8 protein-coding genes are annotated in these 14455 nt (G+C 74.6%); 7 read left to right on the top strand and 1 reads right to left on the bottom strand.

Going from position 1 to position 14455, the window contains the following annotated elements; genetic code table 11:
* Positions 1-18: 18 nt before the first annotated feature.
* The 4 genes from LRM40_RS03485 (at position 19) to LRM40_RS03470 (ending at position 7861) form a co-directional block, all read left to right on the top strand.
* Complete coding sequence (locus LRM40_RS03485; protein WP_151125773.1) at positions 19-1458, top strand: eCIS core domain-containing protein; 1440 nt, start codon at positions 19-21, stop codon at positions 1456-1458.
* A gap of 10 nt (positions 1459-1468) precedes the next feature.
* Entirely contained in the window at positions 1469-5497 is a 4029-nt protein-coding gene (locus LRM40_RS03480) for an eCIS core domain-containing protein (protein ID WP_231067707.1), read from the top strand.
* Positions 5498-5604: 107 nt separating this feature from the next.
* Complete coding sequence (locus LRM40_RS03475) at positions 5605-7521, top strand: M48 family metallopeptidase (RefSeq protein ID WP_151126024.1); 1917 nt, start codon at positions 5605-5607, stop codon at positions 7519-7521.
* Positions 7522-7537: 16 nt separating this feature from the next.
* Positions 7538-7861, top strand: a complete 324-nt coding sequence (locus tag LRM40_RS03470; protein WP_151126025.1) for a PilZ domain-containing protein — start codon at positions 7538-7540, stop codon at positions 7859-7861.
* Positions 7862-7874: 13 nt separating this feature from the next.
* Here the strand turns inward: LRM40_RS03470 and LRM40_RS03465 are convergent, their stop codons facing one another.
* Complete coding sequence (locus LRM40_RS03465; protein WP_151126026.1) at positions 7875-8873, bottom strand: LacI family DNA-binding transcriptional regulator; 999 nt, start codon at positions 8871-8873, stop codon at positions 7875-7877.
* A gap of 245 nt (positions 8874-9118) precedes the next feature.
* On the opposite strand from LRM40_RS03465, the gene ptsP reads away from it, so the two are divergent.
* From ptsP to LRM40_RS03450, 3 genes are read left to right on the top strand one after another with little or no spacing between them, the layout of a single operon-like run.
* Positions 9119-11650 carry a phosphoenolpyruvate--protein phosphotransferase gene (gene ptsP / locus LRM40_RS03460; RefSeq protein ID WP_231067706.1) on the top strand — a complete coding sequence of 844 codons (2532 nt, stop codon included), beginning with the start codon at positions 9119-9121 and terminating at the stop codon, positions 11648-11650.
* Positions 11647-12633, top strand: a complete 987-nt coding sequence (locus tag LRM40_RS03455) for a 1-phosphofructokinase family hexose kinase (protein WP_151126049.1) — start codon at positions 11647-11649, stop codon at positions 12631-12633. Before ptsP ends, LRM40_RS03455 begins: the two co-directional genes overlap by 4 nt.
* Positions 12634-12663: 30 nt before the next feature.
* Positions 12664-14436 (top strand): PTS fructose transporter subunit IIBC, encoded by a 1773-nt coding sequence (locus LRM40_RS03450; RefSeq protein ID WP_231067705.1) that lies wholly within the window; start codon positions 12664-12666, stop codon positions 14434-14436.
* Positions 14437-14455 lie beyond the last annotated feature (19 nt).

Raw genomic sequence — 14455 nt, 5'->3', positions numbered from 1 at the left:
CTGACCCGGAGGTTCCCCATGAGCCAGTTCCAGTGGCAGCGTCGTCCGGCACGGGGCCGGCCCACGGGTCGCCCCGCCCGCAGCAGCGGCCTCGCGCCTCCGGCGCCGGACCAGCGCGCCGCCCTGCAGGAAGCCCTGGGCCGCCCGGTGCGGCCGCAGCTGACCCTGGGCAGCCCGGACGACGCCCACGAGCGCGAGGCCGAGGCCGTGGCCCGCCAGGTGATGGCCCCAGGCTCCGGCCCGCAAACCACGGTGCGCCGCCAGTGCGCGGCCTGCGCCGAGGAGGCCCATGACGAGACCCTGCGGCGGCGCGAGACGCCAAGGACATCCCCTGCGGCCACCACCACGCTGGCCGGCGCCCAGGCCCAGGCCATCCACGGCCTGCGCGGCCAGGGCCAGCCACTGCCCGCGGGCGAGCGCCGCTTCTTCGAGCCCCGGCTGGGGGCGGACCTCTCGCAGGTGCGCCTGCACACCGACACCCCGGCCGCCCGGCTGGCCGGCAGCCTGTCGGCCCGGGCCTTCGCGGTGGGCCAGGACCTGGTCTTCGGGGCCGGCCAGTACCGCCCCGGCACGCCGGAAGGGCGCCGCCTGCTGGCCCACGAACTGACCCATGTGCTGCAGCAGGGTCACGGGGCGGGTGAGACGCTGCGCCGTGTCATCGAGCTGCGCCCTCCGGGCCGCGGCGAGGCCTCGGCCTTCGCCCGGGCCGGCGAGCTGGTGGACCGGCTCAACAGCCTGACACGGGCCCTGCACTACACGCTGGACGGCCGCGTGCTGCGCTGCGAGGTGCTGGACGAGAGCCACCTCAACGAATTCGACCGCCAGATGCAGGCCCTGATCGGGCTGGAAGCGGTGCTGCCGATGCGCCTGATCACCTCGGCCGGCCGCACCGAGGACAACCCCGGCAGCGGCTTCCAGCCGGTGGTGCACGACACCTGGACCCGGGCCTATGTGGACCTGGACGACCTGCTGGCCTCGGATGCCCTGGGCTTCAAGACCCAGATGGTCCACATCCTGACCGAGCGGGCCGAGACCCGGAACTACGCCGCCCGCATCGGCTCGTCCACCTTCACCCTGGCCGAGTACGAGCGGGCCCACGGGCGGGCCTACCAGGCCGAGACCCGGGTGCTGCGCGACGAGATCGGCGACAGCACCATCACCTACCGCTACTCGGAGGAGAACCCGCCGGGCACCTGGCGGGTGGTGTTCGGCAGCCGCGAGGGCTACCGCATCGTCAAGGTCTTCCGCCACTTCCAGCGCGAGCGGGTGGCGGCCGAGACCTATGCGCTGGACAAGAAGGGCCGGCGCATGACGATCGAGGAGCTGATCGCCTGGCGGCAGCAGAACACTGCGGGAGGCGCGGCCAGCGCGGCACCGGCACACGCCTCGGCGCCTGTGCCGCCCGCGGCCCCGGCACCGTCGCCTGCCCCCGCACCCGGCCCCGCACCCAAGCCCTGAGCGGGGCCCCATGCAGACGCTGGCCCGCCTGCCCCCGGTGTCCGCCGCACGCGCGCCGGCCCTGGCGGCGCTGCGGCCCAAGCTGCGCCTGGGCCACGCGCAGGACGAGGCCGAGCACCAGGCCGACCGCATGGCCGCGCGCGCCCTGGGACTGGCCGGGCCGGTGGCCCTGCCCGCGGGCGATGCCCTGGCCCAGCGGGCGGCGCTGCGCCAGGTGCTGGGCCACGGCCCGCGGCCCACGGCGCCTTCCACCCAGCCCACCCCACACGCAGCCGACGCGCCCGCGCCGGACGAGGACGCCGCTCTGCCCGAGGCCCTGGAGCGCGAGCTCCACACCTTGCAGGCCGGTGGCGAGCCCTTGCCGCCGCCGCTGCGCGCCGAGATGGAAGCCCGTTTCGGCATGGACCTGTCGGGCGTGCGCCTGCACACCGGCGCCCGCGCCGCGCGGCTCAACCAGGCCCTGGGCGCGCACGCCTTCGCGCTGGGCGAGCACATCGCCTTTGATGCCGGCCGCTTCCAGCCGGGCGAGCCGGCCGGCCGCTTTCTGCTGGCCCATGAGCTGGCCCATGTGGCGCAGCTGCGCGGCGCGGGCGAGGCCCCGTCCGGCACCGCGGCGCACGCGCCGACCACCGTGCGCGGCGGCTTCTGGGGCGACCTCTACGACAGCGTGTCCGACACCCTGGGCGACATCGCCGACTGGGCCATCGACCAGGTGCGGGAGCTGGGCTGGCGCTTGCTGGAGAGCATCTCGCCCGAGTTCGCGCGCACGGTGCGCGCCATCGTCGACGAGGGCCTGCTGAACTGGCTGGGCCGCCAGGTGGCGCGAGCCTGGGACGGTTTCATCGGCGGCTTGCGGGCCCTGGTGCCCTTCGAGGGCCCGCGCCAGCTGATCACCCTGTTCGATGGCCTGGTGCGGCGGGCCGCCGGCATTGCCGCAGCGCTGGTGGCCGGGCGCTGCGAGCCGCTGATGGCCGCCATCGGCGAGCTCAAGACCTTCGTCACCGAGGCGGTGGGCGTGGCCTGGGACAAGCTCAGCGAATTCCTGCGTCCCATCGGCGAGTTCTTCAGCCGGCTGTGGGCCGACTTCGGCGCGCCGGCCCTGCAGTGGCTGCAGAACTTCGGCGGCGCGGTGTGGGAAGGCATCCAGGACCTGGGCCGGCGGCTGTGGGACTGGATTCGCCCGGTGCGCGAGGCCGCGGCCCGTGTCTGGAACTGGTTCTCCGAGCTGCTCTTCGGCCCCGCCACCGGTGACGAGACCACCGGCAGTTCCGGCGGCGTGGTGGGCTGGCTCAGCGCCAAGGCGGGCGAAGCCTGGGATTGGGTGCGCGAGCGCACCCGCCCGGTCTGGCAGCCGGTGGCGGCCCTGGCCGAGCGGGTGGCGGCGCTGATCCCGCCGGCCTTCGTGCGGCAGATGGGCGAGCGGGCCCAGCAGCTGGCCGGCGGCCTGGACAGCGCGGCCGCGGGCATGGAGGGCGGCGATGGAGTGCCGGCGGCGCGCCAGTCCCTGGCCTCGGTGCTGCCGGGCATCCAGACGGTGCTGACCGCGCTGCGCGGGCTGATCCAGGGGGCCGGCGCCTGGCTGGGCGAGCGCATCGCCGGCGTGGCCGCGCTCATCAGCGGCCTGGTGGGCCGGCTGCAGGCCAGCGACTGGCTGTCCTGGCTGGCCAGCGCCTTCGGCTGGTTGACCGAGTCGCTGGACACCCTGCTGGCCTGGGCCCGCGAGCAGGTGGCCGCGCTGTTCGACGGCCTGTTGCGGGGCTTCGACGCGCTCGCGCCCTTCGTGGCCCTGGTGCTGGAGACGGTACGCAAGCTGATCTCCGTGGCCGGCGACCTGATGCAGCTGCCGCTGCTGATCCTGGGCGGGCTGTGGCGGCGGGTGCCGGCCTGCATCCGCGAGCCCATCGAGCGCTTCATCCAAGAACAGGTGCTGGCCCGCATCCCGGTCTTCGGCCAGTTCTTCAGCGACCCCGCGCTCTGGCCCCGCGTGCAGGCCACCGCGCTGGGCATCCTGCGCCGCATCTTCGTCGACGGCGACCTGGCCGGCGCGGCCTGGGCCTTCTTCCAGGCGGTGCTGCGGGTGCTGGGCCTGCCGGCCCAACTGGTGGTGCAGGTGCTGGCCAAGGCCGCGCGGGCGATCGGCGACATCCTCACCAACCCGATCGGCTTCCTGCTCAACCTGCTGCGGGCGGCCAAGGCCGGCTTTCTGCTGTTCTTCTCGAACATCGGCACCCACCTGCTGGGTGGCGTCACCGGCTGGCTCTTCGGCCAGCTGCAGGAGGCCGGCATCCGCCCGCCAGCCGACTTCTCGCTGCGGTCCATCCTGGGCTTCGTGCTGGAGGTGCTGGGCCTGACGGTGGAGAACATCTTCCGCCGCCTGGCCGAGCGGGTGGGCCCCGAGGTGGTGGCCCGGCTGCGCCGCATGCTGGACCTGGCCACCGGCGTCTGGCGCTTCGTCTCGGTGCTGGCCACCGAGGGCGTGGCCGGCCTGTGGCGCGAGCTGCAGGAGCGTCTGAGCGGGCTGTGGGACCAGGTGCTGCAGGGTGTGAGCGGCTGGATCACCGAGGTCGTCATCGCCCGCGCGCAGCGCTGGCTCACCGCCCTGCTGGACCCGACCGGCATCATGGCCGTGGTCAACAGCCTGGTGGCGCTCTACAACGCCATCGAGTCCTTCTTCCAGTACCTGCGCGAGATGCTGGAGATCGTCAGCCGGGTGCTGGACGGCGTGCTGGACATCGCCCGCGGCAGCATCGACACGGCCGCCGGCTTCCTGGAGAACGCCCTGGGCCGGGCCATGCCGGTGGCCATCGGCTTCCTGGCCCACCAGCTGGGCCTGGACGGCCTGGGCCGGCGCATCGCCGAGATGCTGGGGCGGGTGCAGACCCGGGTCAACGCCGCCATCGACTGGCTGATCGAGCGCGCGCTGCGCGCCGGCCGCGCGGTGCTGGACCTGGCCCGCCGCGGCGCCAACGCGGTGCGGGGCGCCGTGGGCCGGCTGCGCGACTGGTGGCGGGCCCGCCAGGCCTTCCGCTCGGCCGATGGCCAGGAGCACCATGTGTTCATCCGCGGCAGCGGCCGTGGCGCGCAGCTGATGGTGGCCTCGGAAGAGATGAGCTATGCCCGCTTCATCGCCCGCCTGAGCGAACGTGCGAGCCACGCCTCGGACGCCGACCGCGCGCTGGCCACCCGCCTGGCCGGCGAGCTGGATGCGGCCATCCAGGCCGCCGCCAGCGCGCCGGTGGGCGCCACCAGCGCCGCGGCCCCGGCGGGGGGCGCCGCCCAGGCCGCGGTGGACCACGCCGCCGTGATCGACGCCAAGCTGGCCGAGCTGGCCCAGGTGACGGCACGGCTGATGCCCGCGGGCGACGGCGCGGCCTCCACCCTGCCGGTCTACGGCAGCACCAATGCGGCCGGCTACGGCAGCAGCGCCACCGTGCTGCGGCTCACCCGGCGGCGCAGCTTCCAGGGCAGCGGCCCGGACCGGGGGCTGCACACCGAGGCCTACACCCGGCTGAACCAGCGCCGCTACCGCCTGGGCAGCAGCGGCAGCTACTACGTGCTGGGCCACCTGCTCAACCACCACCTGGGCGGGCCCGGCACCACCTGGCAGAACCTGGTGCCCTTGTCCCAGGGCGCCAACAACCGGCGCGACGACTCCATGCTGCACGGCTTCGAGAAGCAGGTGAAGGACACGGTGGAGGCCGGCAGCGCGGTCAACTTCGTGGTGACGGCGCGCTACGCCATGCCGGGGCGCGCCGCCGAGGCCCAGACCGCCCTGCAGCGCGCCCGGGCCGCCTCCAACGACGCCGACCGCCGCCACTGGCTGGCGGTGCGCGAGGTGGTGCAGGAGGAGGCCCGCGTCCCCAGCGAGGTGACGCTGGGCGCCCACACCCTCCGCCCGGACGGCCAGCGCGACCAGCGGGTGGGCACCGAGACGCCGGTGGCCAACGTTCCGCCGGCCGACCAGCAGATCGACCAGTACGAGGTCCAGCCCCGCCCGGGCCTGCTGGAAGCGCACCGGGACGAGCTCACATCACGCTGAAGTGTGACGTATGACCCAAAACTTCCCCACACGTCAGCCCGATCTGTGTCCATGCGTATCATGACCCGCGCAGGGGGCCCGACGCCCCATGCCCGTGGAGAACAACAATGGACATGGGTCGTTTCCAGGCCATGGTGGATCGCCTGGAGCGGGAGAGTGCGGCCTCGCCAGGGGCCTATCGCGTCAAGGTGGCCTTGCTGGCCCTGCTGGGCTTCGGCATCCTGGCGCTGCTGCTGGGCGCCATCGGGCTGGGCCTGGTGCTGCTGCTGGGGGTGGCCGCGGCCATCGCCTTTTCCGGCGGCGCGGCCCTGCTGCTGCTGTTCAAGCTGGGCAAGCTGCTGATCTTCCTGGCCTGGCCGCTGTGGCTGCTGGTGAGGTCCGCGGTGCGTGCCCTGTTCGTGCGCCTGCCCGCCCCCCAGGGCCGCGAGATCACCCGCGCCGAGGCGCCCGCCCTGTTCGACGCCCTGGACCGCATGCGCCGGCAGATGAAGGGCCCGCGCTTTCACCGGGTGCTGGTGGTCGACGAGGTCAATGCCGCGGTGGTGCAGCGCCCGGCCTTCGGCCTGGTGGGCTGGCCGCGCAACCACCTGCTGCTGGGCCTGCCGCTGCTGGAGGCCCTGTCTCCGGACGAGGCCCTGGCCGTGGTGGCCCACGAGTACGGCCACCTGGCCGGCGCGCACGGCCACTTCAGCGCCTTCATCTACCGGCTGCGCCTGAGCTGGGGCACGGTGCAGGCCTTCACCGACCAGGTGCAGGGCTGGCTGGGTCGGCTGGTGGCGCCCCTGGTGCGCTGGTACGCGCCCTACTTCAACGCCTACACCTTCGTGTTGGCCCGGGCCAATGAATACCAGGCCGACGCCGCCAGCGCCGAGCTGGTGGGCCACGCGCACGCCGCCGCGGCCCTCAAGCGGGTGAACCTGGTGGGCCCGGCCCACGCCGCCTTCCTGCAGACCACGCTGGCCGCGGTGGACCGCGAGCCCGCCCCGCCGCCCGACCTGCTGCAGCGCTGGTCGCGCGTGGCCCTGCAGCCCCCGGCCGAGGCCGATGGTCAGCGCTGGCTGCGCGACGCCCTGGACCGCAGCGGCCGCTACGACGACACCCACCCCACGCTGCGGGCGCGCCTGCAGGCCCTGGCCCTGCCCGAGGACAGCCTGAACGCCCCGCCCCCGGCGCTGGCCGGCCCCAGCGCCGCCCAGGCCTGGCTGGGCGCGCTGCTGCCCACGCTGCGCGGCGAGCTGGAAAGCGCCTGGGCGCGTGACATCCAGGCCCCCTGGGCCGAACGCTTCCAGCAGGCCGAACAGGCCCGCCAGCGCCTGGCCGAGCTGAACGGCCGCCCGCCGGCGGACGCGGCCGAGGAGATCGAGCGCCTGCGCCTGATGCAGCGGCTGGAACCGGACACCGACCTGCGCGCGGCCCTGGCCGACTTCAACGCCCGCCATGCCGACCATGCCCTGGGCCTGTACCTGGAAGCCTGTGCGCGGCTGGACCAGACCGACCGCGCCGGCCTGGCGCTGCTGGAGCGGGTGATCGCCCTGGACCCGGAGGCCACCCTGCCCTGCTGCGAGCGGGCCCATGCCTTCCTGAAAGCGGCCCAGGACGGCCAACGGCCCGACGACGACGCCGCGGCCGAGGCCTGGGCCGAACGCTGGCGCCAGCGCGATGCGATGGAGCGCGAGCGGGCCGCGCAAATCGAGCAGGTCGACCCGAACAGCCCCCTGGTGGCCGCCGAGCTGGACGCCGACACCCTGGCCCGTCTGCGGGCCCTGGTGCAGCAGGCCCCGGGCCGCGCGTGGGCGCAGCGGGTCTGGCTGGCCCGCCGGGTGATCCCGGCCGACCCCGACGCCAAGCACTACCTGCTGGGCGTGGAGCTGAGCTGGTGGGGCCGCCGGCGCGGCAAGCAGGCCGAGGTGGTCCAGGGTCTGGCCCGCCTCGAATGGCCTCTTCCCATGTTCATCGTCTCGCTCGATGGCCGCTTCAAGCCCCTGAAATCGCGCTTCGAGGCCCTGGGGCCCGGCCCCCTCTGACCGTCTTCACGTTGCCATGTTCGCCGCCAGCTTCAACAACCGCCGCATCCTGAAATCGGTCGCCACCGTCACCATCGGCGAGCAGTCCGTCGAGGTCCATGCCCTGGAGGTGGACCCCAGCGGCATCGCCCTGATCGCCACCTTCAACCCCCCGGTGGGCACCGAGATGGAGGTGGCCTTCGCCTTGGTGCGCGCCGGCCGGCCCGCGGTGGCCCTGCGCCTGCGGACCCGTGTGACGCACGCCATCCTCTCGCGCACCTACAACGGCTTCCGGCTGAACTGCAGCTTCATCGACCCGGACCCGGCCTCCCTGCGGGCCCTGCAGCAGTTCATGCACTGAGGCCCGGCACGCCTCAGGCCGCCCCGGCCTGCGGCCCACGGCTGGAGCCGCGCAGCACCAGCTGCCCTTCGAGCACCACCTTGCGCGGCGGCCGCTGCGGGTCGGCGATGCGCTGGAGCATCAGCTCGGCGGCGCTGCGGCCGATGTCGTAGGTCGGCTGGGCCATGACCGTGACGTCCACCGAGGGCAGCGCCGTCCAATCGTTGTTGTCGAAGCCGGCCAGACCGATCTGGCCCGGCGTGCGCAGCCCGGCGCTCTGGATGGCCTGCACCGCCCCCAGCAGCAAGAGGCCGTTGGAGGCCAGCAGCGCATCGGGCCGGTCGGGCCCGGCCAGCAGGGCCGCGGCGGCCCGGGCCCCGGCCTCGCGGGTGGGCGCCACCCGCAGCACCTGTGGCGCCAGGCCCTGCGCCTGCAGCGCCGCCTCGTAGCCGGCCTGGCGCTCCTGGCCGGTGGTGCTGTGCGTGCCCACCAGCAGCGCGATGCGGCGGTAGCCGGCGGCCAGCAGCTGCTCGGTGAGCTGCTGCGCCGCGGCGCGGTTGTCCAGCAGCACCCGGTCCACCGCGGTGTCGGGCAGGGCGCGGTCCACCAGCACCACCGGGAAGGGCCAGGCCGCCGGCCGGAAGCGCTTGAGCCCCTCCAGCGTGGGCGAATAGATCACGCCGCTGGCCTGCTCGTCGGCCATCAGCTGCAGGTAGGAATGCTCCTTGTCCGGATCCTCGTCGGTGTTGCACAGGATCAGGCGCAGGCCGTGGCGGTAGGCCACGTCCTCCACCGCGCGGCCCACGTCGGTGAAGAAGGGGCTGCGGATGTCCGAGACGATCAGGCCCAGCAGCGAGGCCCGCTGCTGCCGCAGCCGCCGCGCCGCCAGGTTGGGCCGGTAGCCCAGCTCGGCGATGGCCTGCTCCACCTGGGCGCGCAGGGCCGGGCGCACCGCCTGCGGCTGGCTGAGCACCCGCGAGACGGTGGTGGTGGACACGCCCGCCCGTGCCGCGACGTCCTTGATGCTGCTCACCTGGGCTCCTTCTTCATGGCGGTGTGGATGGTAACGCCCACCCGCCAGATTTGGTACCGATTCCTCTTTTTGCAGTCCTCTCGGACGCCTCCAGCGCCTTTTGCTGCCCAACGCCGGCCGCACTCACCCCTGAGGAACTGCTCGTTTTCCCTTGAAATGACGGCCTGTGCTGCGTTGCAGCTTGCCCTGCCGAAAATCCGACCCCGATAATCCGTCTCTGAAATCGATACCAATTGGAGACCGCGATGTCGATCCCGGTGGAAGTCCGTCTGGGGGCCGCCCCCCACAACCGCGAAGACGCCGTGCGCGCCGCCGGGGCCGTGCTGGCTCAGGCCGGGCATGTGCACCCGGCCTATGTGGACAGCCTGCTGCAGCGCGAGAAGGTGGCCAACACCTTCCTGGGCCAGGGCGTGGCCATCCCCCACGGCATGATCGAGGACAAGCACCTGGTGCAGCGCACCGGCCTGGCCGTGCTGCAGGTGCCCGCCGGGGTGCGCTGGGGCGACGACGCCAAGCAGGCCCGGCTGGTGGTGGCCATCGCCGCCGCCTCGGACGAGCACATCGCCGTGCTGCGCCGCCTGACCCGGCTGATGCGCGACGAGGCCCTGATGCGCCGCCTGGTCGAGACCAGCGACCCGCAGGACATCGTGCGGGCCCTGACCGCCGAGGACGAGGCCGTGGCCACCGCCGCCCCGGCGCTGGAGGACTTCCCGCTGGGCCGCGAGGTGGCGCTGAACTACCCCAACGGCCTGCACGCCCGCCCGGCCGGCCAGTGGGCCCAGACCGCCCAGCGCTTTGCCGCCCGGGTGCATGTGCGCTGCGGCAGCACCGTGGTGGACGGCAAGAACGTGGCCGCCCTGCTCAGCCTGGGCGCCGGCCGCGGCGCCACGCTGCGCCTGTCGGCCCAGGGCCCGGACGCCGAGGAGGCCCTGCGTGCGCTGCGCGCCGTCATCGTGCGCCTGGGCGACGAGGAGGCCCGCCAGGCCCAGCTGGCCGCCTCGCGCCAGAGCCAGGCCCAAGGCCTGGGCAGCGCGCTGGGCGACTGGCAGCCCACCGCCCGCCAGACCTTCACCGGCATCGCCGCCAGCCCGGGGCTGGTGATCGGCACCCTGGTGCAGGCCGAAGGCGCCGCGCTGGAGGTGGAGGACCGCTACCGCAGCGCCCCGCTGGAGGCCGAGGCGCTGGAGCGGGCCCTGCAGGCCGCCCTGGCCGAGCTGGAGACCCTGTCGGCCCAGGCCCGCGCGGCCGGCCGCACCGAACAGGCCGGCATCTTCCACGCCCATGCCGGGCTGCTGCGCGACGCCGCCCTGCTGCAGGCCGTCAGCCGCGGCATCGTGCAGGGTCACGGCGCGGCCTGGGCCTGGCGCCATGCCCTGGGCGAGCGGGTGGCCGCCCAGCGCGCCCTGCCCGACGCCACGCTGGCCGCCCGCGCGGCCGACCTGCAGGACGCCGGCGAGCGGGTGCTGCGCCAGCTGCTGGGCCTGCCCGCGGCCACGCTGGAAGCCGCCTGGCCGGCCGACGCCATCCTGCTGGCCGACGACCTCTCGCCCTCGGTCACCGCCCAGATCGACCCCAGCCGCGTGCGCGGCTTCTGCACCGCCCGCGGCGGCCCCACCGCCCACACCGCCATCCTGGCGCGCGCGCTGGGCCTGCCGGCCGTGGTGGCCACCGGGCCGGACCTGCTGGCCGCCGAGGCCGGCACCCCCGCCATCCTGGACGGCTACCGCGGCCGGCTCTATGTGGCCCCCAGCGCCACCGCCCTGATCGAGGCGCGCGACAAGATCGCGCTGCTGGCGCGGCGCCAGGCCGAGGAGGCCCGCACCCGGCTGCTGCCGGCCACCACCACCGATGGCCACACGGTGGAGATCGCCGCCAACGTCAACCGTGCCGACCAGATCGAGCGCGCACTGGAGGCCGGGGCCGAGGGCGTGGGCCTGATGCGCACCGAGTTCCTCTTCCTGGAGCGCGACACCGTGCCCGACGAGGAGGCCCAGTACCAGGCCCTGCGCGCCATGGTGGAGGCCCTGGGCGGCCGGCCGCTGGTGGTGCGCACCCTGGACATCGGCGGCGACAAGCAGGTGCCCCACCTGCAGCTGCCGGTGGAGGACAACCCCTTCCTGGGCGTGCGCGGCGCCCGTCTGGCCCTGCGCCGCGACGACCTGCTGATGCCCCAGCTGCGCGCGCTCTACCGCGCGGCCCGCCACGGCCCGCTGCAGGTCATGTTCCCGATGATCAGCACCGTCGAGGAGGTGCACGCCCTGCGCCAGCGCATGGCCCAGGTGCGCGAGGAGCTGGACGCCCCAGAGGTGGCGGTGGGCATCATGATCGAGGTGCCCTCGGCCGCCCTGCTGGCCGACCGGCTGGCCGCGCATGTGGACTTCTTCTCCATCGGCACCAACGACCTGACCCAGTACGCGCTGGCGGTGGACCGCCAGCACCCCGAGCTGGCCGGCATGGCCGACAGCCTGCACCCGGCCGTGCTGCGCCTGGTGGAGCGCACCGTGGCCGGTGCGCGCCGCCATGGCCGCTGGGTGGGCGTGTGCGGCGGCCTGGCCGGCGAGCCGCTGGGCGCAGCCCTGCTGGTGGGCCTGGGCGTGCACGAGCTGTCGATGAGCGTGGGCGACCTGGGGCCCATCAAGGCCCTGCTGCGCCGCCACAGCCTGGCCGAGCTGCAGGCCCTGGCCCGGCGCGCGCTGGACGTGGACAGCGCCGACGAGGTGCGCGCCCTGGGCACTGCGCTGCGCGGTGAGGACGCGGCCGAGGGGGCCCAGCCATGAACGCCCCCCGCCTCTTCACCATCACCCTGAACCCGGCCATCGACCAGACGGTGCGGCTGGACCGCCTGCTGCCCGGCGAGGTGCACCGCGCCCTGGGCGAGCAGACCGAGGCCGGCGGCAAGGGCATCGGCGTGGCCGCGGTGCTGGCCGCCCTGGGCCGGCCGGTGACCGCCAGCGGCTGGCTGGGCACCGACAACGACGCCGTCTTCCGCGCCGCCTTTGCCGAGCGCGGCATCGCCGACGGCATGCTGCGCCTGCCCGGCGCCACCCGCACCAACATCAAGCTGGCGGTGGCCGAGCGCGGCGACAGCACCGACATCAACCTGCCCGGCCTGGCCCTGGCCCCCGAGGCCCTGCAGGCCGCCGAACAGCAACTGGGCGAGCGCCTGGACGCCGCCGTCGCCCCCGGCGACTGGTGCGAGCTGGCCGGCAGCCTGCCCCCCGGCACCGACGCCGGCCTGTGGGAACGCCTGGCCCGGCGCCTGGCCGCCCGCGGCGCGCAGATCGTCATCGACACCGGCGGCGCGGTGCTGGGCACGCTGCTGGCCCGGCTGTCCGACCCCACCCGCGGCCCGGTGGTGCCAGTGGCCTTCATCAAGCCCAACCGGGCCGAGCTGGAGGAGCTGGTGGCCCGCCCCCTGCCCGACACCCTGGCGGTGGCCGATGCCGCCCAGGCCCTGTGCCGGGCCCATGGCGTGCGGCAGATCGTCGTCTCGCTGGGCGGCCAGGGCGCGGTGATGGCCGACGGCCAGGGCCGCTGGCAGGCCGCCGCCCCTGCGGTGACCGTGGCCACCACGGTGGGTGCGGGCGATGCCCTGGTGGCCGGCACCCTGGCCGCGCTGATGGACGGCCAGACCCTGCCGGGCGCCGGCGTCTTCGGCATGGCCTGCGCGGCCGCCCGCATCCAGCGCATCGCCCCCGGCCTGCCCCCGCGGCAGGAGGTCACCGAACTGGCCGCGCGCATCCGCGCCACGCCGATCTGAACCGCCCCACAGAACATCACGGAGACACGCATGGCCCAACTCATTGCCATCGCGGCCAGCCAGGCAGGCCCGGCCCACAGCTTCATCACCGGCGAGGCCCTGCGGGCCGCGGCCGAACGCCTGGGCCACCGCCTGGCCCTGTGGGTCCAGACCCCGCTGGGCGACCAGGGCGGCTGGAGCGAGACCGAGCTGGCCCAGGCCCAGGCCTGCATCCTGGCCTCGGACCTGGACCTGGACAGCCCCGCCGCCACGCGCGCCCCGGTGCTGCGCATCGACCCCACCGAGGTGCTGGCCGATGCCGAAGGCGCGGTACGCCGTGCCCTGCAGCTGGCCGGCGCCCTGCCCCCCGGGGCCGCCCCCGCGGCAGCGACCGCCGCCCCGGTGGCCGCCGCGCCCAGCGCGCCGCTGCGCATCGTGGCCATCACCTCCTGCCCCACCGGCGTGGCCCACACCTTCATGGCCGCCGAGGCGCTGGAACAGGGCGCCAAGGCCCTGGGCCACCGCATCCAGGTGGAGACCCAGGGCTCGGTGGGCGCGCAGAACGCGCTGAGCCCCCAGGCCATCGCCGAGGCCGATCTGGTCATCATCGCGGCCGACACCCAGGTGCAGCGTGAGCGCTTCGCCGGCAAGCGCCTGTACGTCACCAGCACCAAGGCCGCCATTCACGACGCGGGCGCGGTCTTCGCCCAGGCCGCGCGCGAGGCCACGCCGTGGTCCGGCGCGGGGGCGGCCGCCACCGCCTCGTCCAGCCCGGCCGCAGCCCCGGCCGCCGCCCGCAGCGGCGCCTACAAGCACCTGATGACCGGCGTGTCCTTCATGCTGCCCTTCGTGGTGGCGGGCGGCCTGCTGATCGCCCTGGCCTTCGCGCTGGGCGGCATCTACGTGTACGACGACGCCCACAAGGGCACGCTGGGCTGGGTGCTGTTCCAGGTCGGCGCCAAGGCCGGCTTCGCGCTGATGCTGCCGGCCCTGGGCGGCTACATCGCCTACTCCATCGCCGACCGGCCGGGCATCGCCCCGGGCATGATCGGCGGCCTGCTGGCCGGCACGGTGGGTGCGGGCTTCCTGGGGGCCATCGCCGCGGGCTTCATCGGCGGCTACAGCGTGCAGGCGCTCAACCGCCACCTGCGCCTGCCCAAGGGGCTGGAGGGCCTGAAGCCGGTGCTGCTGCTGCCCCTGCTGGGCGCGGCCATCACCGGGGTGCTGATGCTGATGGTCATCGGCGAGCCCATGGCCGCGGTGATGGCGGCACTGACCGCCTGGCTCAAGGGCCTGCAGACCGGCAGCGCGGTGCTGCTGGGCCTGGTGCTGGGCGGCATGATGGCGGTGGACATGGGCGGCCCGGTCAACAAGGCGGCCTATGTCTTCTCGACCACGCTGATCGGCTCGGGCGTGACCGAACCGATGGCTGCAGCCATGGCCGGCGGCATGACGCCGCCGCTGGGCATCGCCCTGGCCTGCTGGCTGTTCCGCAGCCGCTTCCTGGCCGAGGAGCGCGAGGCCGCCAAGGCCACCGCGGTGCTGGGCCTGGCCTTCATCTCGGAAGGCGCCATCCCCTACGTGGCACGGGACCCGCTGCGCGTCATCCCGGTCTGCGTGCTGGGCTCGGCGGTGGCCGGCGGCCTGAGCATGTTCTGGCACATCGGCCTGCAGGCCCCGCACGGCGGCGTCTTCGTGCTGGCCATTCCCAACGCGGTCAACCATGTGCTGCTGTACGCCGCCGCCATCGCGGCCGGCACGGGGGTCACGGCGCTGGGCCTGGGCCTTGTCAAGCGCGAGGTGGCCGCCCCCAAGGTGGCCTGACGGCGGCCTGAAGCCGCCT

It is taken from the genome of Ideonella dechloratans (genome assembly GCF_021049305.1).
In the GTDB taxonomy this organism is placed as follows: Bacteria; Pseudomonadota; Gammaproteobacteria; order Burkholderiales; family Burkholderiaceae_C; genus Ideonella; species Ideonella dechloratans.
This window is presented reverse-complemented; position numbering and strand designations above follow the sequence as displayed.